20 protein-coding genes and 5 tRNA genes are annotated in these 25338 nt (G+C 38.9%); 22 read left to right on the top strand and 3 right to left on the bottom strand.

The annotated features are described in order from the left end of the window. Position 1: 1 nt before the first annotated feature. The 22 genes from gyrA (at position 2) to PHO70_01155 (ending at position 21567) form a co-directional block, all read left to right on the top strand. Positions 2–2434 carry a DNA gyrase subunit A gene (gene gyrA / locus PHO70_01260; protein ID MDD5431604.1) on the top strand — a complete coding sequence of 811 codons (2433 nt, stop codon included), beginning with the start codon at positions 2–4 and terminating at the stop codon, positions 2432–2434. A 4-nt stretch (positions 2435–2438) separates the two neighbouring features. Next, positions 2439–2512: transfer RNA gene (locus PHO70_01255), tRNA-Glu, on the top strand. A gap of 93 nt (positions 2513–2605) precedes the next feature. Continuing rightward, positions 2606–4447 carry a glutamine--fructose-6-phosphate transaminase (isomerizing) gene (glmS, locus tag PHO70_01250; GenBank protein MDD5431603.1) on the top strand — a complete coding sequence of 614 codons (1842 nt, stop codon included), beginning with the start codon at positions 2606–2608 and terminating at the stop codon, positions 4445–4447. Continuing rightward, positions 4447–5100 carry a 16S rRNA (cytidine(1402)-2'-O)-methyltransferase gene (gene rsmI / locus PHO70_01245; GenBank protein ID MDD5431602.1) on the top strand — a complete coding sequence of 218 codons (654 nt, stop codon included), beginning with the start codon at positions 4447–4449 and terminating at the stop codon, positions 5098–5100. Before glmS ends, rsmI begins: the two co-directional genes overlap by 1 nt. 237 nt (positions 5101–5337) lie before the next feature. Then, positions 5338–11145: a hypothetical protein gene (locus tag PHO70_01240; GenBank protein MDD5431601.1), complete on the top strand. Its 5808-nt coding sequence runs from the start codon at positions 5338–5340 to the stop codon at positions 11143–11145. Between the two features lie 254 nt (positions 11146–11399). Beyond that, positions 11400–11939: a bifunctional pyr operon transcriptional regulator/uracil phosphoribosyltransferase PyrR gene (gene pyrR / locus PHO70_01235; GenBank protein MDD5431600.1), complete on the top strand. Its 540-nt coding sequence runs from the start codon at positions 11400–11402 to the stop codon at positions 11937–11939. Positions 11940–11943: 4 nt separating this feature from the next. Continuing rightward, complete coding sequence (locus PHO70_01230) at positions 11944–12882, top strand: aspartate carbamoyltransferase catalytic subunit (GenBank protein ID MDD5431599.1); 939 nt, start codon at positions 11944–11946, stop codon at positions 12880–12882. Beyond that, positions 12875–14158 carry a dihydroorotase gene (locus tag PHO70_01225; GenBank protein ID MDD5431598.1) on the top strand — a complete coding sequence of 428 codons (1284 nt, stop codon included), beginning with the start codon at positions 12875–12877 and terminating at the stop codon, positions 14156–14158. Before PHO70_01230 ends, PHO70_01225 begins: the two co-directional genes overlap by 8 nt. Before the next feature lie 8 nt (positions 14159–14166). Beyond that, the gene (locus PHO70_01220; protein MDD5431597.1) at positions 14167–15408 is read left to right on the top strand and encodes an endonuclease Q family protein; all 1242 of its coding nucleotides are present in this window, start codon (positions 14167–14169) and stop codon (positions 15406–15408) included. Further along, the gene (locus tag PHO70_01215) at positions 15408–15902 is read left to right on the top strand and encodes an NAD(P)H-dependent oxidoreductase (GenBank protein MDD5431596.1); all 495 of its coding nucleotides are present in this window, start codon (positions 15408–15410) and stop codon (positions 15900–15902) included. Before PHO70_01220 ends, PHO70_01215 begins: the two co-directional genes overlap by 1 nt. Further along, positions 15881–15952: transfer RNA gene (locus PHO70_01210), tRNA-Arg, on the top strand. The genes PHO70_01215 and PHO70_01210 overlap by 22 nt, the downstream gene beginning before the upstream one ends. A 10-nt stretch (positions 15953–15962) precedes the next feature. After that, positions 15963–16412: a TIGR00725 family protein gene (locus PHO70_01205; protein MDD5431595.1), complete on the top strand. Its 450-nt coding sequence runs from the start codon at positions 15963–15965 to the stop codon at positions 16410–16412. A 1-nt stretch (position 16413) separates the two neighbouring features. Continuing rightward, positions 16414–17214 (top strand): DNA-formamidopyrimidine glycosylase, encoded by an 801-nt coding sequence (mutM, locus tag PHO70_01200; protein MDD5431594.1) that lies wholly within the window; start codon positions 16414–16416, stop codon positions 17212–17214. 9 nt (positions 17215–17223) lie between these two features. Beyond that, positions 17224–17808: an isoprenylcysteine carboxylmethyltransferase family protein gene (locus PHO70_01195; GenBank protein ID MDD5431593.1), complete on the top strand. Its 585-nt coding sequence runs from the start codon at positions 17224–17226 to the stop codon at positions 17806–17808. Beyond that, a complete protein-coding gene (locus PHO70_01190) occupies positions 17805–18611 on the top strand; it encodes a dihydroorotate dehydrogenase electron transfer subunit (GenBank protein ID MDD5431592.1) in 807 nt (268 codons plus the stop codon). Before PHO70_01195 ends, PHO70_01190 begins: the two co-directional genes overlap by 4 nt. Positions 18612–18621: 10 nt before the next feature. Then, positions 18622–18981 carry a sulfite exporter TauE/SafE family protein gene (locus tag PHO70_01185; GenBank protein ID MDD5431591.1) on the top strand — a complete coding sequence of 120 codons (360 nt, stop codon included), beginning with the start codon at positions 18622–18624 and terminating at the stop codon, positions 18979–18981. Position 18982: 1 nt separating this feature from the next. Next, positions 18983–19930 (top strand): dihydroorotate dehydrogenase, encoded by a 948-nt coding sequence (locus PHO70_01180; GenBank protein MDD5431590.1) that lies wholly within the window; start codon positions 18983–18985, stop codon positions 19928–19930. Then, positions 19927–20592, top strand: coding sequence for an orotidine-5'-phosphate decarboxylase (gene pyrF, locus PHO70_01175; protein ID MDD5431589.1), 666 nt, complete (start codon positions 19927–19929; stop codon positions 20590–20592). The genes PHO70_01180 and pyrF overlap by 4 nt, the downstream gene beginning before the upstream one ends. Before the next feature lie 152 nt (positions 20593–20744). Next, a tRNA-Val gene (locus tag PHO70_01170) sits at positions 20745–20818 on the top strand. 55 nt (positions 20819–20873) lie between these two features. Next, positions 20874–20949 (top strand) — tRNA-Asp (locus tag PHO70_01165). A 59-nt stretch (positions 20950–21008) separates the two neighbouring features. Then, a complete protein-coding gene (locus PHO70_01160) occupies positions 21009–21425 on the top strand; it encodes a hypothetical protein (GenBank protein ID MDD5431588.1) in 417 nt (138 codons plus the stop codon). Between the two features lie 59 nt (positions 21426–21484). Beyond that, positions 21485–21567, top strand: a tRNA-Leu gene (locus tag PHO70_01155). A 59-nt stretch (positions 21568–21626) separates the two neighbouring features. Here the strand turns inward: PHO70_01155 and PHO70_01150 are convergent. From PHO70_01150 to PHO70_01140, 3 genes are read right to left on the bottom strand one after another with little or no spacing between them, the layout of a single operon-like run. Next, the gene (locus PHO70_01150) at positions 21627–22562 is read right to left on the bottom strand and encodes a response regulator (protein ID MDD5431587.1); all 936 of its coding nucleotides are present in this window, start codon (positions 22560–22562) and stop codon (positions 21627–21629) included. A gap of 4 nt (positions 22563–22566) precedes the next feature. Further along, on the bottom strand, positions 22567–24054 hold the full coding sequence (locus PHO70_01145) for a GAF domain-containing sensor histidine kinase (protein ID MDD5431586.1): 1488 nt from the start codon (positions 24052–24054) through the stop codon (positions 22567–22569). Between the two features lie 4 nt (positions 24055–24058). Then, positions 24059–25261: an FIST N-terminal domain-containing protein gene (locus PHO70_01140; GenBank protein ID MDD5431585.1), complete on the bottom strand. Its 1203-nt coding sequence runs from the start codon at positions 25259–25261 to the stop codon at positions 24059–24061. Positions 25262–25338 lie beyond the last annotated feature (77 nt).

Here is a 25338-nt window from a genome sequence, read left to right as displayed (position 1 = left end):
TATGTATACTCGAAACGAAAAAATAATTCCAGTTTATATTGAAGAAGAAGTAAAGGACTCCTATTTAAACTATGCGATGAGTGTTATTGTCGGCCGCGCGCTTCCCGATGTGCGTGACGGGCTTAAGCCGGTTCATCGGCGCATACTTTATGCAATGCAGGAGTTAAACCTTGACCACTCCAAACCATACAAAAAGTGCGCCCGTATCGTCGGAGAAGTCTTAGGTAAATACCATCCGCATGGAGACGTTGCAGTCTATGATACGTTGGTAAGAATGGCTCAGGATTTTTCTCTACGATACCCCTTAGTTGATGGACAGGGAAACTTTGGTTCCGTCGACGGAGATTCTGCAGCAGCAATGCGTTACACAGAAGCTCGCCTGGCCGCGATTTCCGATGTCATGCTTGCAGATATTGATAAAGAAACAGTTAACTTTGGGCCGAACTTTGACGCTTCTTTAAAAGAGCCGCTCTTGTTACCAGCTTCACTTCCTAATCTTTTGGTTAATGGCTCAAGTGGTATCGCCGTTGGTATGGCAACAAATATCCCTCCGCATAATCTTAATGAGGTGGCGGATGCAATTATTTATGTTTTAGACAACCTGGATGCCCAGATAAAAGATTTGATGAAGTTTGTTAAAGGCCCTGATTTTCCGACGGGTGGAGTAATCTGTGGGAAACAAGGGATTAAGGATGCTTATAATACCGGAAGAGGAAAATTAACGGTTCGTGCAAAGGCGACAGTTGAGCATCAGAAAAACGGGAAAGGCCTGATTGTAATAACAGAAATTCCCTATCAGGTTCAGAAATCATCTTTAATTGAAGCAATTGCTGCCCTCGTAGATGATAAAAAGATTGAAGGTATCTCAGATATACGTGATGAGTCGGATAAAGATGGCATGCGCATCGTTGTTGAGCTTAAGCGTGACACCGAGCCCCAGATAGTTTTAAATCAGCTATTTAAGCATACTCAATTAGAAACTACATTCGGCATTATAATGCTCGCCCTGGTTGAAAATAGGCCAAAGGTTTTAAACCTGCGCCAGGTTATTGATTGTTATATTGCGCATCGCAAAGTTATTATCCGTCGCCGCACGCAGTTTGAATTGGATAAGGCATTAAAAAGAGCTCATATCCTGGAAGGGTTAAAGATAGCCCTTAAATTCATTGACCAGATCATTAAAGTAATTAAAACTTCTAAGAATACCGACCAGGCCAGAGAACGCTTGATGAAAGAGTTTGATCTTTCTGAAATCCAATCACAGGCTATTCTTGAAATGCAACTTCAAAGATTAACTGCTCTTGAGCGCGATAAGATTGATGCAGAATACGCAGAACTACTTAAAAAGATTGAAATATGCAGAGCGATTTTAGCTTCTGAGAAAAAGATAGAAGGTATTATTAAAGAAGAGCTGGAGGAATTAAAACAGAAATACGGCGATGATAGAAGGACGGATATCGTCGCAGAAGTAGAAGAACTTGAAGTGGAAGATTTGATTGCCGAAGAAGACGTGGTTGTTACAATCAGCCACGGGGGATATATAAAGAGGCTTCCAGTTAGCGCGTATCGCAAACAAAAACGCGGCGGCAGAGGCGCATCAGGTGCCGAGCTTAAAGAAGAAGATTTTATAGAGCATCTTTTTGTAGCTTCAACCAAAGATTTTCTATTGGTTTTTACCGGAAAAGGACAGGTACATTGGGTAAAAGTTTATGAGATCCCTCAGGCAAGTAGGATTTCAAAAGGTAAGGCAGTAGTTAATTTGATCCAGATGGAGGCGGGCGCGAAAATCAGCTCTACAATTCCGGTGAAAGAATTTTCTCCAGAAAAATATTTGGTGATGGTTACAAAACAAGGTTTGATCAAAAAAACAAAACTTGAAGCATATAGCAATCCACGAAAAGGTGGTATAATAGGTATCACCCTTGAGAAAGATGATGAATTAATCGGTGTTGAATTAACCGATGGAAACCAGGAACTTTTGATCGGTACGCGGCAAGGCAAGGCGATTAGGTTCCCCGAATCAAAAGTTAGGGATATGGGGCGCGGAGCAAAGGGTGTCCGGGGGATTTCGTTAGCTAAAAAAGATGAAGTTATAGATATGGTTTTACCGCATAAGGATGCTGCGATTTTGACTGTCACTTCTTTAGGTTTTGCAAAACGCACAACTGTAGATGAATACAGGCTTACGTCAAGAGGCGGCAAAGGGGTTATAAACATTAAAGTAACAGAGAAGAATGGCGAAGCAGTAAATCTTAAAACTGTAAGCGATAATGACGAGCTTATGGTTATAACCCAAAATGGTATGTTCTTGCGCTGCGCAGTTAAAGACATCCGGGAAACCGGCCGCTCTGCGCAGGGAGTGCGCTTAATTAAATTGCAGGATAAAGATAAGGTGTCTTGTGTTGCTCCTGTAATTGCAGAGGAAGAAGAATAATTTCGTCCCCATCGTCTAGCCTGGTCAGGACAAGAGCTTTTCAAGCTCTCGGCCGGGGTTCAAATCCCCGTGGGGACATTTAAATAATATGAAACTTATAATCCCGCCTTCGTTTGCGCGGAAAAATTTAAACTCGGCGGGATCTCGCTAAATAAAAACAGTAGGTGCTCGATGTGTGGGATAATCGGCTATATTGGAGAAAGAGAAGCACAGCCCATCCTGTTAAACGGGCTTAAACGCCTTGAGTACCGCGGATATGATTCTTGCGGAGTTGCCACCTACCTAAGCAATAAAAAAAACCTTTCAGTTAGAAAGCTACCCGGGAAAATTAAATTATTGGAAGCTCTTCTTAAGAAACGCCCTTTAACCGGCACTGTCGGTATAGGCCATTGCCGTTGGGCGACTCACGGAGCGCCAAATCAAATTAATGCCCACCCCCATTTTGACTGCAAGAACGAAATTGTTATAGTTCATAATGGGATAATTGAAAATTATGCTTTGTTAAAAAGCGAGTTGATTAAAGAAGGGCATAAATTTAAAAGTCAAACCGATACAGAAGTAATCGTACATTTAATCGAGAAGTTTTATAAAAATTCTGCTGGTTTTGAATCAGCGGTAAGAAAAGCATTATCTTGTTTGGAAGGGTCTTTTGCTATCGCTGCTATTTCAAAGAAAGAACCTGACAAGTTAATCGGAGCAAGGTTTGGAAGCCCGTTAGTTGTCGGTGTTGGAAGAAACGAAAATTTTCTTGCTTCGGATGTGCCTGCTATTCTTGATGCGACTAAAGAAGCCATTTTCTTAGGCGATAATGAGATGGCAGTATTGACAAAAGATAAAATTGAAGTATCTAAGATTTCTGGAGAGCCTGTTAAGCATGAGGTTGTGCATGTGACATGGGATGTTTCTCAGGCACAAAAACAAGGCTGGCCGCATTTTATGTTAAAAGAGATTAATGAGCAGCCACGGGTCTTAGAGGGAATTTTAAATCAAAGAGTACCTAATGGGAAAAAGAAAGTGTTCTTTGAAGAATTGAAGATTGATATTGCGGAACTCCTTTCTGTAAAAAATATTATGATTGTCGCTTGTGGAACCGCATACCATGCTGGCCTTGAGGGCAAGTATATAATAGAAGAATTCTGTAAGAAGCCGGTTGCAGTTGATCTGGCCAGTGAATTTCGTTACCGCGATCCCCTGGTTGATAAAGATACCTTAGTTATTGCGATTAGCCAGTCGGGAGAAACTGCCGATACTTTAGCTGCAGTTAGGGAAGCGAAGAAAAAAGGCTCCAAGGTTTTAGCAATTTGCAATGTTTTGGGGTCTAGTTTAGTGCGGGAGTCCGACGGTGTAATTTATACCCATGCCGGCCCGGAAATAGGGGTTGCTTCTACTAAAGCATATACAGCACAACTTGCTATTTTATATCTATTTGCATTTTATTTTGCCTATGAATTAAAAACTATAAATGATGCCGAGCTCGTTTCTGCTATTTCAAACTTGCAAGCATGCCCTAATTTACAAAAAGAAATTCTTAAGGATCAAAATTCAATTAAATCAATTGCTTTGAGGCATTCACATTTCGGATCGTTTTTGTTTTTAGGAAGGAATGTAAATTATCCATCTGCTTTGGAAGGAGCATTGAAATTAAAGGAAATTTCTTATATCCCCGCCGAAGGTTATGCTGCCGGAGAAATGAAGCACGGGCCGATTGCGCTTATTGATGAATATCGAGCAGTAGTCTGTATTGCGCCAAATTCAAAAATATACGAAAAGATGGTTTCTAATATTCAAGAGATCCGTTCCCGTCGGGGAAAAATCATCGCCATTGCAACACAGGCCGATACAAAGATTAAATCTCTGACAAAAGAAGTTATATTAATCCCTAAGATTGATGAATTTTTCTCACCGTTAATTGTCGCGCTTCCATTACAGTTATTAGCATATCATATTGCGATAAAGCGAGGCTGTGATGTAGACCAGCCTCGGAATTTAGCAAAATCCGTAACAGTGGAATAATGCTTTATATAGTATCAACCCCAATTGGGAATTTAAAAGATATTACTTTCAGGGCAGTTGAAATCTTGAAATCGGCTGACCTGATTGCCTGCGAAGATACCCGTCATACGAAAATCCTGCTTGATCATTACGGAATTAAGACTCCAACTACAAGTTTTTTTCAACACAACAGAATCACCAAAGCGCAATATTTGTTAAAAGTTTTACAGGAAGGTAAGTCTGTTGCTCTTGTATCTGATGCAGGGACTCCTGGGATTCTTGACCCCGGTTACAATATTATTAATTTAGCAATTCAAAATAATATCGGTATTACTTTTATCCCCGGGCCAACAGCCTTTGTAAATGCTTTGGTTTTGTCCGGTAAACCCGCACATAAGTTTATCTTTGAAGGTTTCTTGCCCAATAAACCAATAAGTAGGAAAAATAGGCTAAAAGAACTCTCAAATTCTGAATATACACTTGTCTTTTATGAATCTTGTCATAGAATTTTGTCTACCCTTGAAGATATTAAGGAAGTCTTCGGAGATAAGGATATAGTAGTAGCCAGGGAATTAACGAAGAAATTTGAAGAGGTAAAGCGTGAAAAAACAAGCGTAATCATTGATTCTTTCAAGAATTCCAAGCCCCGCGGCGAATTTGTGGTTATAATCTAACCAGCTTTCCCCAGGAATTTTGAGCATCAAAATGTCCAATCTGAATAAAATCGGTTTAATTAAGAAATTTTGATTATTGAAGCTCTCCTTTTATAAAATTCACTCTTCTTGTCTCCAGTAGAAAGCGCTTCCAAAAAAGCCCGATATAGTATTGTATTAATATTAATAATATATGATACTTTACATAAGGCTGATAAACCTAATTTTTCTTCATAATTTTACAAAAAAATCTTTAAAATGGCTAAAAAATTAAAAAAAATTATTGCGCTCATTTTGTCTTTTTGTTTTTTGTTTGAAAGCAGCGGTTTTGCTCAAATTGCAGGCCAGCTTAATATTTCAGGGCACATTGATCAGTTGCATCAAGCCGCGCTTCAGGCAAAATTCCGGCCCTTCCATTTACGATACCTTTCTTATGACAATCAAAACAATAACCTAAAAATACTTTTAGATAAAGGTGATTTAAAAAATGTTAGAACCGAACAAGTAAAAGAAGCTGCAAACAAGCTTCTTAATTATTTCTTTACAGGGGTTACTCTTCCGGATGAAGCTTTCTGGGTAAATTTAAAACCCGATGCCGCAAGTAATATTATTGATGACGATTTAACTAAAACTGATTTTGGGAAAATCCTTCTCGAAGCCGATCTTCAGTTAAAAAAAGACACCGCGCATTTAACCTCTCCGGAAACTCCTATAGGACGAGAATATTGGAATAAGCTTTATCAAAAAGCAGGAGAGTTGTTTGGCTCGGATAACTTAACTATTCCTACGCTTTGCCGTCCATGGATTGTCCCGGGGGAGATTGTTCTTAGAGAAACAAAAGACAATGCCTATATTTATAAAGCAACTCTTAAAGTAATGCTTGAAGAAGACCATTTAAAGAACTCTCTTGTGTATGATTTTAATGATGAGCGTCAAAAAGAATTAAATACATATGCATCAAGTTTAATGCGCGAATCAATCCTGCCTGAACTAACGAAAGCAGTTAATACCGAAAAAAAATATGCTCCCTTAAGGCAGGTTTATTATTCATTGATTCTTGCCCGTTGGTTTAAAGCAAGATTTAACGGAAAGAATGGAAAATATTGCAGCCTCATAGATAGAAAAAATCTTGATGGCTTAGTTTCTAAAGAACCGTGGTCGAAAGACACTTATTTTAACGAATATGTTAAGTCGTTTAAAGACGGTGAGTACAATCTTAAAGAAGCAGTAAATACTGTTTATGGGCAGGTGATTAGAACGTATTTTAGCGGAGGAATTGATCTTGCTGCGACCTTGCCAATCCCTCGTCCAGGAATGACTGAAAATAATGTGTCTTCAATTGTCGGTAATGCACGTAGGGATTTGGTTAATTCAGTAAAAGGCAGCCCAGTTGTTTCCTTAAATGCGGGCCAGATGGGAGTTAGTCTTAATGAAGCTGCACAAAATACTGCCTCAGACAATAGTTTTTACGGAGACATGGATAGTCAGGCCGCACAAAGGCTTGCAGAAGAAGCTTTGCGCAAAGGTAAAGAAATTTCTCTTCCAAATAATTTAAATGCCGCGATTGTGGCAATAATAGGCCTTTCAACAAATAAGGATGGTAGTAGAAGGTATATGATTCCAAGAATCCTTGTGCAGGCCCAAGACGAGTTTGGTAAACGCAAAGCTTCCGGCATGACTGCTGCAAGATATAATTTTGGCAGAGAAGAAATAATTGTAGTAAGTAGTGAGTTAGCCCAAGCTATAAAAAATGGCGATAAAAAAGCACTTATTATCCTTGCTCATGAATATGTGGCAGCATGGGTATTTATAAATGGATACGACGCCTTGATTGATGTGGATAAGAATGGAAATGAAATTTTTGATTTGGAAAACTGGCAGAAGAACAATCCAAAAGAAGTTTCTCATAGAGAAGCCTTGGGCCATGTGTTGGCAAGGCAGGTGGAAAGAATTATTATTGCAGATTGGAAAGATGAAACATCGCTGCAGGATTTGAATCGGCGCAGGCAGTTAGACAGGTATTTTGCACAGAAGAAAGAGAAAGAGGGTAAGTTAGAGGGCCAAGATTATGGATTTTCTGGAGGCAATATTGAGGAGTTTTTTGCGGATGCTTTAGCCGAGCTTGAGAAAAATATAGCTATTGCAAGGAAGGAGATAGCCCGGATAAATGAAGTTCTTGAAGAACAAATGAAAACCATGGATTTTATAACTAAGAGTGGGTTGATAAAACCCACTTCTTCTGTAATGCAAAGAAGAAGGGATGATTTTCTAGAAGCAAAAAGGTCTAACAAGATTGCTGAAAATGATTTGAAGGAAAGTATTGAGGCGCTGGAGAGGCTCAAAGAGTTAAAAGAGCGCTCAGAAGGAAAAACCGTCGGAGAAATTATAAAAATTTTAAGGGAAGACTGTGAAAAGTATAATCCTATGCAACTATCGCAGGGGTTACAGCATAGCGCAGCACTTAGGGATATGAAAGAAGTTCTTAAGAAATACCCTAATATAGAATTTGATCCGAATGAGGTAATTTTTGTGCCAACTAATTCATGGATTGCCAGAATATTCCAATTTTTCCATAAGGGTGGAGTTATTTATACGATTAAAGATAGCCAAGGGAATAAGAGCAATTTAGTCTTTATAAGCGCCGAACTCTCAGTTATTGAAACGGTCAAGGTCATTCTTCACGAGGTTTTACATAAGCGATTTGAAGAGGGAAGAAGTATATTAGCAAGGGATAATCCTCAAGCAGGGCTTCTTTATCGTATTTTAGAAGAAGCGATGACAGAAGGCCAGTCAATTGCCATTATGGAGGATGTTGCCCAGAGAAACAAAAAGATTAGAGATAGGATTTTAGGGGGAACGTCTGCCGATGAAAAAATAATGGCTATGATTGTAGGGGCAGCTACCAGCCAAAAATCATTAGCCGCCACTTTAAGTAGAACGATTTTTGTATCTTACATCAAAGAGAGGGCTCTTTTAAAAGCAATGGGAAATTTGAAAGAAAGTGCTTTGCAGGATATCTATGATTTTCTTGTAACCGGAGACTTGCAGAAGCTTGAGGCATTGTTTGGCAGAGAGGCTGTGGATATGTTAATTAAGCTTTCGCAGAAAGCAGGAAACGAGAAACACCATATAATAAAATACAAATTAGGCTTAACGCTGATGGAAGCAGCAATGTTTTCTAAGAAAAGTATTGCCAGCCGTCTAAAGATAGCCAATGAATTCTTGGATTTACTTAAAGAGGGAGATTTTGCAGAGGAAATAATTGTAGCTGGAATTGAATTTTCAACTAATTCTGATTTCGTTGGTCAAATTTATGGGTTGGGGGCAGCGCGCGCAGTGTTCGAGCTTTACAAAGAGGCTCTTAAAGGAGTTACTCTTGACGCTGTTTCTTTAAGAGCAAGATATGCGGCTTTAACCAATAAAATATCCCGTGAACTTATCAAAGAAGAGCTTAAAAGGAGGGGTTCCGGGGTAGATGTCTCTTTTGATGGAAGGTTTCCAGAGGTTAACAAAGATACTTTTGATATTTTATGGCAGAAGGCCATACCTGTAAGTATTTCTTCCGAACACAAGCAAGTTTTTAGGGATTCTATTTTAGGAGGGGATTTTTATCTTCCGGAAATACGTCTCTTAACAAGGTTAGATATGCCCGGTAGAAGAGTTTTAAGGCAAGGTAATTTAGTTTTGGTGGAGGAAGAATATTGGGAGAGTTTAAGCGAGGGGGAAAAATTAGATATTTTGATGCATGAAGCTATGGCTGATTGGATGCAAAGAAACCGTCCTGATGAGTATGCGGATGATGTTGCAATAGACATGGAAGGGATAAGGGTAAATGAGGCCAAGCGGCGAGAAGCACATTTAGGTGAAAAAGAAGATTTGTCAATGGATGGAAGGGTTGTTTATGGCGATAGGGTTGAAGGTACATTTTCAACCGTATATAAAGCAAGCGACAAAAAGAGTGTTATTAAAATGCAGACAAGCCTGCAAAAAGAGAGAGCTCAGAGAAACAATGTGACAACAAGAGAGCAGCAGGTTTACATAAGCGAAGAGCTTAACAAAAAAGGAAAGCAATTAGCAGCAAGAAGCAGATTGTTGAATAAGGGAAACAAGGTTAATCTTTTTGGCGAAGATGTTGTTTTGGATAGTCCGGCTCTTTGGCAGGAAACAGTTACGCCTTTAGATAAAGCACTGGAAACCGCCCTGCGCAATAAAGACCTGTCTTTAGTTGAAAAACTACTGAAAAGGTTTGTAATTTTGCAGAAGGAAATCTGGAAACAGGGTTTTTTTGACGGTGATGCAAAGTTTGAGAACTATGGGCTTACTGAAACCGGCGATTTAGTAATACATGATTTTGATTATGTAGTTTCATTAGATGCGGATAAACATAAAATTCGGCTCTTGGGAGATTCTATCTTAAATATTTTCGTTGGGTCGTTATTATTAAGCAATTTGGATGCATTAGAAGTTGTTGAAATAGATTTAAATCGTAGAGCAGGAAGCCTGCAGGATTTGTTTATTAGGATTCTTAAAGATAACGAAATTTTGTTTTCCTTAGTTAAAGATAAAATTAAACTTGAGCAGTTTATAAGCCATATGCCTTCTCCTGTTGTTGACAGGGCAGCAAAAGCACAATACGACTTTGTTTTGGCCCAGTCCAGAGAAGAGCTAAAAAGAGTGGTGATGGATATCTATAATAATTCAGGAGCTGTTTTTAAAGAGCCTACTATTTATTTCGGCCATACTGGTAATAGAGTGCACGATTTTCTTTTGGAAGCTAAAAAAGCTTTTGATGCTGGTAATGTCTCGTTGGCAAAAATTAAAGTTGATGAGGCAGTCAATCTGCTGAGGACTAATGATTTTGAAGAGAATGATGCTTCAGGATTTCCTATTGCAGATATAGTAGAGCAGGTTGATAATTTTGTTTTGCCGCTCTTAAGGCAGTTAAATTCTAAAAATGGACTTAGCCAGGACGGAGAAAATTTATTGCAACAGTTAGAGTTAGGATTAAATGGCTTAAAATTAAAAGAAGCTTTAGGTTACCGCTCCGGTAATAAGACGAATACTTTGGAAGGATATCTTAAGGATAAATATGAAATTGTGACGGTAGACCTTTCAAGTAGGAATTATTTTGTTGATATAGTGCGTGCGCTTGAACAAGGCAAAATGGTTGCTTTAAACTTTGACCGTCTTCCTTTAGATGTAAAGAATGACTATCGCCATGTAAACGAGATTATAAAGACAATAGGGGTAATGTTGAGTCAAAGGTTTAATATTATGCGGAGTAATAAAGAAAAAGAAGATGCGGAATTTATGATTAAAGAGGTTATCAAGAACGCTCTTTATCATGGCAATAGGCTTGATTTTTCTTTGCTGATATATCTGTCTATCGAAGTAAGTAAAAACAATAGGGGTATTTTAAGGCTTGAGGTTTATGATAACAATTCTAAAAGAAAGATAAGTGCTCTTGAGGCTAAAAAAGCGAAAGATGATGGCTTGGGTGGCGAGAGTGTTGGAGTTGAAGAGATTATGAAAGACTGGGATTATTCGCGACAACAGATTGATGGTGTTAAAGGGACAAAGGTTGTAGTTTCAAGAAAGGATAAAAATAGTTTACCTCCAGCGCCAAAAGAAACAAAAGAACTTCAAAATAGCGCTGCAAAAGTAGGCGGTATTGATTTCCGGGCAACGCCTTTTGTAGTTCAACCAATGGTTGGCCCACAGCCTACAGCCCACCGCCCACAAGCATTAAGGTTAAATAATAGCTTAGATGCGGAATGGATAGCTATACAAAATATGCTAAACTCCGGGATCGTTCCTTCCACCCGGAGAATCAAAGAATATTTAGAACAGTGTTGTTTAAAAGAAGATGCTAATCTCGATATAGACAGGGTTATTGGCTGTATCGCGGATATTTTGCGTATTGAGGAGGAGAGGGTGGTAACAACCAATTCTGATTTAAAAGAATTGTTAGTTGTGTTGGAATCTGATAAAACCGGTAAAGATTTAATTCTAGCTTTGAATAAGATAAATATTACATCCGAAGGATTGATAACTGTTGAACCATAGATTTTGGAGGAGGGGTGCCCCAGCCTTAGGTTTATCAGCCCAAAGGCCGTCCTAAGGCGCCCCCCTTCAATATTATTTGACCTTGACAGTGCAGGGTTTAGATGTTATATTTAAAGAAATAATAAAGGGCCTTTAAGCCTAGCTCAGAGAAGCTGGCAAGGTAAATAAAATGAAATACATAGTGTTCAAAATTGTAACCCAACCGTAGAAAGTAACCGGTTGGGATTTTTTTTGACTACAAGGATAGGGATTATATGAAAACAAAAGCAAAGATACTTGATAAGGAAGCTTTAAATCGGTCCTTGCGCAGGATTGCCCACGAAATTTTAGAGAAAAATAAAGGAACGCAGGATTTATGCCTTGTTGGGATAAGGAATCGGGGAGATTTACTTGCTAAGCGGCTTAGTATGTATATCAAAGAAATTGATAATGAAACAATCCCAGTAGGTATTCTGGATATAACTTTATACAGAGATGATTTAACGTTGATTTCAACTCAACCCGTAGTACATAAAACAGAGATAGATTTTGATATTACCAATAAAAACCTGATTTTGGTTGATGATGTGTTATATAGCGGAAGGACGATTAGGGCTGCTTTGGATGCTTTAATTGATTTTGGAAGGCCAAAGGTTATCCAATTGGCAGTGCTTGTTGATCGCGGACACAGAGAGCTTCCTATCCGTGCGGATTACGTCGGGAAAAATATCCCCACTGCACAAGATGAAAGAGTTGAAGTGCATTTGGAAGAAGTCGACGGTGCTGATGAAGTGGTTATTGTAGAAAAGGAATAAGCTTATGAGTTGGGAGAGAAAAGACCTTCTGGGGATTGAAGAATTAAGCAAGGAAGAGATTGAACAAATCTTGGATACTGCCGATTCATTTAAAGAAGTTTCAACGAGAGAAATCAAAAAAGTACCAGCTCTGCGCGGTAAGACTGTTGTAAATTTATTTTATGAGCCATCTACCCGGACAAGGGTTTCTTTTGAGGTAGCTGCAAAACGATTATCAGCTGACGTAATTAATATTGCAACTGAAACTTCAAGCGTGAAGAAGGGCGAAACCCTTATTGATACAGGGAAAAATATTGAGGCATTAAAGATTGATATTATTGTAATGCGCCATAATTATTCGGGTGCTGCAGTAATGCTTGCAAAAAATGTGCATGCAAGCGTAGTTAATGCCGGCGACGGCTGGCATGAGCATCCAACGCAGGCACTGTTAGATATTTTCACTTTAAGAGAAAAGCTGGGAAAAATTCAAGGATTAAATGTGAGCATAATAGGCGACATAGCTCATTCGCGCGTTGCCCGTTCTAATATTTGGGGGTTAACTAAGCTGGGGGCAAATGTAACTGTTTGTGCGCCCAAAATACTCATTCCTCCGCAGATAGAAAGAATGGGAGTCACAGTAACGCACGATATAGACGAAGCGCTTGCCAAAGCTGATGCGGTAAATGTTTTAAGAATGCAGTTTGAGCGCGATGAACAAAATGCTTTTCCAAAACAGCTGGAATATTTTAAGAATTTCGGGATAACTTCCGAAAGGCTGCAAAAAGCAAAAAAGAATATTATTGTAATGCATCCCGGGCCGATAAATCGTGGAGTTGAGATGTCAAGCGAAGTAGCCGATGGAATGAATTCAGTTATATTAGAACAGGTAACAAATGGGATTGCCGTAAGAATGGCAGTATTATTTTTAGTCGCCCATGCAAACGAGCATATTAAAGATGTCTAAAATACTTATAAAAAACGGCAGGGTGATTGACCCGGCCAATAATATTGACGCTATTTGTGACATTTTAATTGATGATTCTAAGATTTCACAGGTCGGAAAAGATATTAAAAGTAAGGTTGATAATATTATTGATGCTAAAGGTATGATTGTTATGCCCGGAGGCGTTGATATACATGTGCATTTAAGAGAGCCGGGCAGAGAAGACAAAGAAACAGTTTTGACTGGGACTAAAGCCGCCCTTAAAGGAGGAGTAACTTCTCTCTTGGCAATGCCGAACACAACTCCCGCAATTGATTCGGTAGAAAATGTGAAATTGCTGCAGAGGATAATAAAAAAAGATGCAAAGTGCAATGTTTTTATAAGCGGGGCAATTACTCTTGGACGCCTTGGGAAAGAAATTACTAATATAGCTGAGCTAAAAAAGGCAGGCATAATTGTTGTTACCGACGACGGCTCTAATGTTGATGACGAGAAAGTGTTCTTAGAAGCACTTAAAAAATCAGCCAAAGAAAAAATCCTTGTTATTGATCATTGTGAAGATAAATCGCTCTCTAATAATGGGGTAATAAATTTAGGATTTATTTCTACTAAGCTGGGCTTGCGGGGAATATCCAAAGAATCAGAGTATTTGCGTATTCAGCGCGACATTGATTTGGCAGAAAAAGCAGGAGCAGCGATACATATCGCGCATGTAAGCTGTAAAGAGTCTGTTGAGATAATTAGCAAGGCCAAGAAAAAAGGAATTAAGATTACTTGTGAGACAGCTCCTCATTATTTCGCTTTGTCAGAGGATGATGTGGTAGGATACGATACCAATATGAAAATGAATCCTCCTTTAAGGACAAAAGAGGACGTATTGGTAATCAAAGAGGGATTAAAAAACGACATTATTGATGCAATCGCATCTGATCATGCGCCGCATACCGAGAATGAAAAAGATATTGAATTTGACCGCGCAGAGTTTGGTAAAATCGGGTTAGAATCGGGATTGGCGGTGAGCATTACGGAATTAATTGATAAAAATATCCTGGATTGGGGTTCTTTGGTTAAAAAAATATCCTTAAATCCTTCAAAAATACTCGGTATCAATAAAGGGGCATTAAGTGCAGGCAGTGATGCTGATATTATTATAGTTGATCCTAAGCAAGAAGTAATCCTTACCAAACAAACAATCGTTTCAAAATCAAAAAACTCGCCTTTTTTAGACAGAAAACTCAAAGGTGTGGTAAAATATACTATTCTTAATGGAAAAATAGTATATCAAAATTTAGATTAAACCAAAAAATGGAATTTATTGCTGATTTTCATATTCATTCAAAATATTCCCGTGCAACAAGCCGGGATATGGATATTAAGCATCTGGCTGATTGGGCTAAATTAAAAGGGATTACTTTGATGGGGACAGGTGATTTTACCCATCATCTTTGGCTTGAAGAACTAAAACACAATTTAGAAGATACTGGCAACGGTTTGTATAAGCACAACGGCATTAATTTTATTTTAACCGCAGAAATCAGCAGTATTTATTCTAAAAAAGGCAAGACCTACCGCATACACAATTTAATATTTAGCCCTTCTTTTAAAACCACCGATAAGATTAATGAAACATTAAGCCGCTGCGGAAACCTTTCTAGCGACGGCCGGCCGATCTTAGGGCTTGATGCTGCGGAACTTGCGCGTATCGTATTTGATATTGATGAAAACTGCATGGTTATCCCAGGGCATATTTGGACACCGTGGTTTTCTCTCTTTGGCTCAATGTCAGGGTTTGATAAAATTGAGGATTGTTTTGAGAAAGCAACTCCAAAGATATTTGCTCTTGAGACCGGGCTTTCCAGCGATCCGGCAATGAATTGGCGTTTGAGCGCTTTGGATAAATTTAGTTTAATATCTAACAGCGATTCGCATTCACCGCAGAAGATAGGAAGAGAGGCGAATGTTTTTAATTGCGATTTAAATTATAATACTATAAGAGAAGTACTAAAGACAAAAGACAAAAAAAGATTTTTATATACGATTGAATTTTTTCCGGAAGAAGGAAAATATCATTTTGACGGCCACAGGCTTTGCGATGCAAGATTATCCCCGGAAGAAACCAAGAAAAATAAAGGCATGTGCCCAAAATGCGGAAAACCGGTTACCGTAGGTGTCATGAACCGCGTAGACCAGCTTGCAGACAGGCCGGATGGATTTGTGCCGGATAACAGCATCCCTTTTAAAAATTTAATCCCTTTAGATGAAATCATTGCCGATGTAAAGGGAATGGGGAAAGCTTCCCAGACAGTTGAAAGAGAATATATGGGGTTAATTGCTAAATTTGGCACAGAATTCAATATTCTTCTTAAGGCTTCAAAAGAAGAACTATTAAAAGGGCTGCCAAAGGCAATTGCAGAAGCAGTTATAAATGTACGCGAGGGTAAGGTTAATATTAAAGCCGGATTTGATGGGGAATACGGTATTATTTCAATTGCCAAAGATAATAACAATAAGCCAGAGCAGGGAGAAAAGCAGTTAAGCCTATTTTAATGAAAAGCGCAATTGTGTATTATTCATATAGCGGGAATACAAGAAAAGTAGCAGAGGCATTAGCTATGTATTTGTTACAATTTGGAAGTGTTGAGCAAATAGAATTAAAAGCTCCGGATGAATCAAAATCTTTTCTTGGCCAATGTAAGAGAGCCTTCTCCCATACAAAAGCAAAATTAGAGGAAACGAACTATGATTTATCCGGGTATGATTTGATTTGTTTTGGTTCTCCGGTTTGGGCATTTGGGCCAGCGCCGGCAATAAATACTTATTTGGCAAAATGTACAGGTGTAGAAAATAAACAAGTTGTTATTTTTACAACCTATGGGTCAGGTGCGGGCAAACAAAGATGTATGGATTATATGCGAGAATCTCTTGCTGCTAAGGGAGTAAAAGAGTTGCAGCAATTTTCTGTTCAGCAGTTTAAGGTTAAAGATCAAAAGATTGTTTTATTAAAGATTAAAGAAGGTTTGCGCCTGTGGCCCAACGGATAGGGCACCAGCCTCCGGAGCTGGTGGTGCAGGTTCAATTCCCGCCAGGCGCATTAAATAAAGATGAGAAAAAAGGTCGTGAGTGTCATAGGAGGTAGGGCTTGTACTGAGGAAGTGGAGCAATTAGCCCATAATTTAGGCAAAAAACTCGCTAAAGTGGCGGATGTGCTCGTTTCTGGAGGGTTGACAGGCTGTATGACTGCAGTAAGTGCCGGTTTTAAGGCCGGAGGTGGTCTAACCATAGGTATTATACCGGGTTACGACAAAAAAGATGCAAATAAGCATATAGACATTGTTATCCCTACGGGTATAGGTTTGGCAAGAAATGTTTTAGTAGTAAAAGCGGGAGACGTGGTTGTGGCATTGCCCGGTGAAGCCGGAACATTGTCAGAGATTGCTTATTGCCTGCAATTTGGCATACCGGTGGTTAGTTTAAAATCTTGGGACATCCCGGGCGTCATTAAAGCCAAGACAGTTGAGGAAGCAGTCAAGGAAGTTAAGAGAAGAATCTAATATGCCAGAACTACCGGAAGTTGAAACAATTAAAAGGGAATTAGAGCAGGCGATTTTGGGTAAAAAAATTACGGATGTGATTGTAAATAACCCAAGAGTCATCCAAGAGCCAAAAGAAAAAGATTTTGTCAGCGGTTTAAAAAACGCAGTAATAAAAAATATTTTGCGCAAAGGAAAGCTTTTGGTTTTGGAATTATCAAATGGTAAGTCTTTATCTATCCATTTAAAAATGACCGGGCAGTTGGTTTATCCGGGGGAAGGCTTAAAAAGCAGGGTTACTTTTAAATTCTCTGATGGCAAGTTGTTAGATTTTTTTGATCAGAGGTTATTTGCCGAAATGCGGCTTATTGATGATTGGCACAAATTAAAATTTATCCAAGGATTAGGCCCGGAGCCTTTTGATATAAGCTTAGAGCAATTTAAAAAAATGCTTGGAGCTAAAAAAACAAAGATTAAGCCGTTATTAATGGATCAAACATTTATCTCCGGCATAGGGAATCTTTATGCTGCGGAAGCATTGTTTCGAGCGAAGATTAACCCAGCTCGCCCAGCTCAGAGATTAACTGAAAAAGAAAAAGAGCTGTTATTTAAGGAAATTAATGATACTTTACAGGAAGCAATCAAACATAAAGGCTCTTCGGTCGATAATTATATACAGCTTAGCGGAGAAAAAGGGGATTATTCAAAGTATCACAAGGTTTATGGAAGAGAACATAAGCCTTGTTTAGTTTGCAAGACGCCAATTAAAAGGATTGCTTTGGGTGGAAGGGGAACTTATTTCTGCGCAAAGTGCCAAAAATAGGAACTAAGCATGAAAAAACGTATTAAAATTCAAGGGTTCTTGATATTTTTATCAGTGATGGCAGTGGTTTTTTTCTATAAACAAATTCTGCAAGAAGGCCAAAGCAGTTTATCCAATCTGATTTTTTCGGGAATAGGATTGTTACTGGTTATCTCAGGGTATTTTTTAAGAATAATTGCAAGAGGGCACAAGGCAGATGAGAATCCCGACGGGAAAACGCTGGTTACTACCGGTGTATATAAACTAATGCGCAATCCGATGTATTTTGGAACGCTTTTAATCGGGCTGGGAGTTATATTGTTCCTTTTTAAATGGTGGATAGCGGTTATTTTTCTTGTAGTTTATCTTTCAATATATATCCCTGAAATAACAAAAGAAGAAGCAAAGCTAAAGAATTTATTTGGAGAGGCTTTTAAAAATTACTGCAAACATACTCCAAAATTTTTCCCGAGCCTTTCAGTATTGTTTAAAAGGGGCGGGAATAGGATATTTTCAGTTAAGCCCAAATGGCTTAAGAAAGAATTTTCTTCTTTGGCTTGGATACTTGCTTTTTTAATCATAGCAAAGATCATTTTTAATTCTATATTAGTATGATAAAAAATATTTTTAAGGAAAGAGTAAAAATTTTAGCAAATCAGAAAATCGGCAAAGACTTCTTTGAATTGATGCTCGAGTCTTCTGATATAACGAAGAAGGCATTACCTGGGCAATTTATTGAGATAAAAGTTTCTGACGCAGCAGAGCCATTATTGCGCAGGCCATTAGGAATCCATAGTGTTAAAGGAAGGAATTTTAAAGTTTTAGTTGAGATTAAAGGGCAGGCTACTAAAATTCTCTCAACGAGAAAGGTAGGAGAATATTTAGACGTTATTGGGCCATTGGGAAATGGGTTTTTCTTGCAACCTGAAACCTGCAACCTGCAACCTATTTTGATTGCAGGAGGAATGGGAGTAGCACCGTTGTTATTTCTGGCGGAGAAAATAGTTTCAAGTGTCAAGTTTCAGGTTTCAGGTAAACCAATAATATTGATTGGGGCGAGAACGAAAAATCAGATACTCTGCGAGAAGGAGTTTAAGAGTTTAGGTTGCAAGGTAGAAATTGCAACTGACGATGGCTCTAAAGGATTTAAAGGAATAGCTACGGATTTATTGGTATCTTTTCTTGAAACTTGCAACTTGAAACCTGCAACTATTTTTGGCTGTGGTCCAGCTCCTATGCTTAAGGCTTTATCAGGAGTTGCAGGAGATCATAGAATCCCTGCGCAACTTTCGCTTGAAGCACATATGGCTTGTGGGATAGGCGCGTGTTTGGGCTGTGTTGTTAATACGAAAAATGGGTTTAAAAGAGTTTGTAAGGAAGGCCCGGTTTTTGATGCGCAGGAAATAGTCTGGGACTAGGAGGAGTTAAATGCAGATATTTTTGAGTATTTTAACAGGCTTGACTGCAGGTTTTTTAAGCGGGGTTTTAGGTATCGGCGGTGGAATTATAATAATCCCTGCATTAGTATATATTTTTGGGTTAAGCCAGCATCAGGCGCAGGGGACAACGTTAGCGGCAATGGTTTTGCCTATCGGTTTATTGGCTGCAATCAAATATTATCAGGCTGGGAATGTAAAAATCGGAATCTCGCTTCTTGTTGCTCTGGGGTTCTTTATCGGAGCTTTTTTTGGGGCGGGTATGGTTCAGAATATTTCCGACCCAATGCTTAAGAAAGGATTTGGGATTTTTCTCGCTGTCGTAGCGCTTCAAATGATTTTGGGAAAATAAAATGACTAACTTAAATACTCATATAGGAAAATTGAAACTCAAAAACCCGGTAATGGTTGCCTCCGGAACTTTTGGTTATGTTGAGGAATTCAAAGACTTCATTGATTTAAAAAAGTTAGGCGCTGTTGTAACAAAGACCATTACCTTAAATCCCCGGCAGGGAAATCCTATGCCGCGCACCTGTGAAACTCCTTCGGGTATGCTTAATTCCATAGGGCTTGAGAATCCCGGGTTAGAAGGATTTATTAAAAATAAATTACCTTATCTTAAAAAGTTAGGGGTACCAATAATAGTAAGTATTGCTTCCGAAACAGATGTTGATGAATTTGGTATCCTAGTTGAGCGATTAAGTAAAATAAAAGAAATTTCCGCGATTGAATTAAATATTTCCTGTCCCAATATAAAGTCGCATGTTTCAAGTTTCAAGTTTCAAGATAAAAGCACAAAGCACCTAATTTCTCAAGACCCTAAGGCGACTTTTGAAGTAGTGAAGGTTGTTCGTAGGTTGACTACCAAGCCTTTAATTACTAAATTATCTCCAAACGTAACGGATGTTGTTGAGATTGCGCTGGCAGCAGAAAGAGCCGGAAGCGATGCACTCGCTTTAATAAACACTCTTTCCGGTATGAGTATTGATATAAATACAAGAAAACCTAAAATTGCCATGGTAACCGCTGGCCTAAGCGGCCCGGCGATAAGGCCGGTTGCTGTAAGAATGATTTGGGAGTGTTTTCAAAAAGTTAAAATTCCTATTATCGGTATGGGTGGTATAATGGATACTGCAAATGCGATTGAATTCTTTCTTGCAGGTGCAACTGCGATTAGTGTTGGCACAGCAAACTTTGTTAATCCAAAGGCCACAGTTGAGATAATTAAAGGCATAGAAAAATATTGCCGAGAGAATAATATTCGCGACATAAAAGAACTAATAGGTGCAATTGAAAAATGAAAAATATAAACTCAAAGATAATTCTTGCTTTGGATGTGGACAGCCTTAAAAAGGCAGAGTATTTTCTTAACAAGCTTTATCCTGATATAAAAATATTTAAAATCGGCTCCCATCTATTTACTGCGATTGGGCCAAAGATTGTTGAGGTGGTTAGGAAGAAAGGTGGCGAGGTTTTTCTGGATTTAAAATTTTTTGATATTCCTAATACTGTTGCCAATGCTGTGCGTTCAGCTGTGCGTCTAAAAGTAAAAATGTTAACGCTTCATATTCAAGGTGGAGAGGAGATGCTTAAGGCGGCAGTTAAGGCTGCCGAGGATGAATCTTGCAAAACAGGTTTAAGACGGCCCCTTTTAATCGGGGTAACAGTGCTTACTAGTCAGAAATCTTCTCCGATAAGAGTGTTAAAATTGGCAAAACTTGGACTTCAATGCGGTTTAGATGGAATTGTATGTTCTCCAAAAGAAACTGCATATCTGCGCAGTAAAATTAAGAGCGATTTTGTAATTGTAACTCCGGGGATAAGGCCAAAATCAGCAAAATCAGATGATCAGAAGCGCACTGCTACAGCAGAAGCTGCTATAAAAGCAGGAAGTAGTTTTTTAGTCATAGGCAGACCAATCTTAGAAGCAAAAGACCCATTGAGAGCAATAGAAAGTCTTTAAAACCCTACAGGTTGACGTTATCCCGCAAAAAGCTTGCGGGATTAATTCGGGCAGACAACTTACGTTCACTCGCTTCGCTCGTTCCGTAAGTTGTGCCCTCATTAACTCATTAGTTGACGCGGGGATTTATTTCTTTTATAATAGTAACCCTTGGGCGATTAGCTCAGTTGGTTAGAGCGTCTGACTTACATTCAGAAGGTCAGGGGTTCAACTCCTCTATCGCCCATTTAAATTTTGTTTGCAAACAGGGGAATTTCAGTTATAATTAACATTCTCAATTTGGGGTCGTGGTGTAGCCTGGTCTAACACATCGCCCTGTCACGGCGAAGACCGCGAGTTCAAATCTCGTCGACCCCGTTTTACATATAGGCACCGAAAATTCCGCGGTGCCTGTTTTCTTGTAAGAGGAGGAGAAGATGCTAAACAGGAAGAGTAGTTTGTTATTGTTTCTTGCGGTTTGCTTCTTATCATTAACAACATTTGTTTATGCGGGACGCGGGGATGGTATTTTTTATAATCCTCCACAGCCAAGGCTAGTAGCTCCTTATCCTGAGAAAGTTGATTTAAGCGGTAAAGACTATTTGGAATTTAAATGGATTATAATAGATTCTTATACAATCAGAAATTGCGAGTTTAGATTATATAAGGGTTACGAAATGTATGAAAAGAATTTGATTCTAAAGCAGAATATTGATTCTGACACGTCTTCTTTTAAAGTGGAATCAAAAGTTTTTGAAGAGGGTGAGGTATATACCTGGTCGCTAAAAGCAGTTTCCTATGGCGGGCAGAAAAGCGACAAAAGTTTTGACTCTTTTACAGTAATAAAGAAATAGAAAGATTAAGCTGCTTGACGAAAGTAAGCAGATAAAGTAAGATGATTTAGATATTTTTCGCGAGGATGGCGGAATGGCAGACGCGACAGTTTGAGGGGCTGTTGGTCGCAAGACTGTGAGGGTTCAACTCCCTCTCCTCGCATTAAAATAGGGACACATCCGATTTTTAACCTGTAGGAGAAGAAAAAGGATGTGTCCCTATTATTTATCAAACTTGCGCTTGTCTTTTACGTAATTGCTTTTTTCAAGGCTCTTTGCAATTGCTTTTAACTCTGCACCAATCTCTCCAATTTGAGCGACGTGTTCAATCTTGCGGAATTCATTTGTCACAACTCCGATTGAAAGAGAAAGAAGGGGGATGTGTTGCTCAACTCCTTTGCGGTCGCGGGCGAGAATGTAGCCTTTTTCTCTATCAGACTCGTTATAGAATGAAGGAGAAGCAGTATCAAAATCAGAAATAACCTTTTCACAAATTTTATCTGCATTTGAGGGCAGGGTAATAATTACAAAATCATCGCCTCCTATATGCCCGATAAAATCATCTTTGTTTCCTTGTTCTTGGACGCCTCTAATTAATATACGCGCGGTTTCCTTAATTACTTCATCCCCGTGTTCAAAACCATACTTATCGTTATAGGCTTTAAATTTATCAAGGTCTATGTAGCAGACAGCAAAAAGGCATTTGTTTTCAATGCGTTTTGTAATTTCATTTATAATTGAGACGTTACCCGGAAGCCGGGTAAGCGGGTTTGCTTCCAGGTCTCTTTCAGAGCGCCTTATAACCATGCGAATGCGCGCTAATAATTCTTTTGGCTCAAATGGTTTAACCACGTAATCATCCGCTCCAGCGTCAATCCCGTGGACTTTATCGGTGATGTCGCCCTTTCCTGTAACCATGATTATCGGGAGATGGCGCATTAATAAATCGCTTTTTATCCTTCGGCAGACTTCGCGGCCGTCAACCTTAGGAATTTTATAATCTAATAAGACCAGATTGGGAGATTTTGCAGTGATCATTTTTAAGGCCTCTTCTCCATCCAGGGCTTCCAATACCTCGTAGTTTTCTTCTGAAAGCGTGAGTTTTAAAACGTCTCTGATATCAGGGTCGTCATCAACAATGAGTATTTTTATTGGCATGCTTTTATTGCGGTAAGGTAAAGCTAAAGGTAGAGCCTTTTGCCTCTTGGCTTTTTACCCAAATTTTACCTTTGTGCGCCTCAATTATGTTTTTTACTAAAGTAAGCCCGAGCCCGGTTCCCTTTAGCTGTTGGTTAATAAGATTATCAACGCGGTAAAATTCTTCAAAAATCGCATTTTGCGCTTCCTGAGGAATTCCGCAGCCGGTGTCGCTTATATCTATTTGGATATCTTTATTTATCTTGTGGCTGGAAACTGTAATTGTTCCTTTTTCAGGTGTAAATTTAATTGCATTGTTGATTAAATTGATAAACACTCTTTTTATCTGCCCGCGGTCAACATAAGCAACATCTGATCCGGCCGGAAGGTCGAATTTTAATTCAATTTGTTTTTCTTTTAATTGCGGGGATAACAAATCAGCTACTTCCGCTACTATCTTCTTAAGGTCTTCGGATGATTGGCTCATGCTGATTCTTCCTGATTCAATGCGCGCAATATCCAAGAGGTCATTTACAAATTGAGCAAGTTCGTCGCTATGTTTATTTATTTTTTCAATACGCAATTTTACTTCTTCCGGGATAGCCCCAAGTTTACCGGTAGATAAGATCGACGCGTACCCTTTTATAGACGTTAGAGGCGTTCGCAACTCGTGAGATACGCTGGAAACAAATTCGGTTTTGCGCGCACTTACTTTTTTTACCTCTTCAAGCGCAAGGCTAAGCTCATGAGTTCTTTCTTCTACTTTTTTCTCTAATTCTTGTTGTGCTTTCCATGTTTTTTCAAAAAGCCGGGCATTTTCTAATGCTTGCCCTAATTCGTTGGCCAGTATTGTAATTAATTCTTTGTCTCCTTCAGTAATGGGTGCGTCAGCATAATCAGTCCCCATAAAAAGAATCCCTTTAGACCCTTCTTTTGGTAAAATCGGCGAAAGGACAAAAGAATTAACCTTAAATTTATTATAAATATTCAATTTTCCGGTATCGTCTTTTTTTGAAAGCGTAGAAGAAATGGTTTTTTCTGCATTAATAAAATTAGTATAGGCATCCTGATTGTAATCCAAAAAACTTCTTATTTCCTCGGCATCTGCCTCAGAATATCCTACGCTAAGAGTTAATTGGAACTTTTTCGCATTTTCCTCCCAAAGAAAAGCCATGGATTTATCAAGGCCTAATTCTTTTATAATCGCAGGGTCAATTTTCTTAAATATTTGGTTTTCTTCAAGGGTTGTGCTCATTGCCCGGGAGAGATTTTGTAAGGCATAGAGGCTTTTGATTTTCTTATCCAATTCTTCTTGAGCGCGGTTTAATTCCATATCGGTGCGAACGACTAATTTAGCCTGCTCATCGGTTTCTTCAAGCGCTTTTTGCAGCCTGTTTACGTCGGAGTTTAAGTCTTGTATCTTCTTCATCTTTGACATAACAAGGATACTAAGGTAGATTATGGCAAATAATGCGCTTAAACCCACTATGTTTACGATATATTCGGCGTTCATGAGGTTAGCCTCCGATTATTAAAATGGCAATAGATTGGTTATGAAAATAAACCTGCCCACGGTAACTTATTGCTTTTAAAGGTGCTAATTCACCGTGGGTGTAGATGCCTAGTATTGGGGTATCATCTCCCAAAACCTGCTTAATTGCCTCCAGTTCTTTTTTGACATCTCTTCTTAAGAGCTCGTGCCTTGAAATTGAACTAAAGACAAGCGCGAATTTTTTTCCGATTTCATTTTTGTTTTCTTTTGAGGGTTTTGATAAAAGGCTGTTCATTGCTTCTTCTGCAGCCTGCCTTGTTGCATCCAGGCAAGTTTCTTTCGTGCCAATCATGATTCTGATTGTGCTTTTTTCCGGGATATTCCCTTGAAAGCGCATTGCTCCATCAGGTTGTAAGGAGACGATGTTACGCAAAAGGTATTCTTTTTCTCCGGGTATGTACACACCAATCGGATAAAAAATAGATATTCTGTTCAAGTCTTTTTTTAGCCTTTTAAGATCGCATCCTAAATATTCTTGATAGAATTCTACTGTAGGCTGTCCGTCAATTTCAATTAAGAGGTTGTCGTTGGTTTTTGTTGCAATGTGAGGTTTGCCTAAAGGATTCCAGCCATGTTTAATCCCTAACCCGAAGTTAATTTTTCCTCCAATGAGCAAGCCGACACAGGCATCGCTGTAGGTTTCTTTATTAAAAAAAAGCTGGCTTTTTAAAAGCGGATGGTCGGATGCGCTTGCGCCGGTTAAAGGAAAACTTCTGCCTAATCTTTCTTGTAATCCGGCGATAAAATTTGTGCTTTCAGCGGTTAGGCCGTCGGAAAGTACAACGCTTAATATTCTGGGTATATCTTTAAAACCGTATAGAAGGCCTTCTCCGATTTCTTCAGCAGCTAATGTTGACCTGCCGTTTACTCCTTTTGCAAAAGCTGTATTGAAATGCACTCCATCCGGGAAATCAACAAGCAAGATTGCAACGCCATGTTCAAGTATTTCCTGATTGGCAAATAAAACCGAAGCGCTGGCGCCTATAATCGGGATGTCTGATAAAATTGCGGAAATGGTTTTAAGTAAGATGGATGAAGCCATGTCTGTAGAGCTGAAAACGATGGCTAAGTCAGGGGCATTTTTTAATTCAGATTTTGCTAATTTTACCGCTTCTTGCGCTGCGAAGGCAATATTTTTATCGGTACTTACTCCTAAGCCGATTTGCATAGATTAAAGCTCCATTTTATTTGATTTATCAGTATATAATGTAAAGAGATAGGGGTCAATAAAATTATTGACTTAAG

Source organism: Candidatus Omnitrophota bacterium, from assembly GCA_028715415.1.
GTDB lineage: Bacteria > Omnitrophota > Gorgyraeia > Gygaellales > Profunditerraquicolaceae > JAQURX01.
The sequence above is the reverse complement of the archived record's forward strand: the minus strand, read 5'-3'. Positions and strand labels throughout refer to the sequence as shown.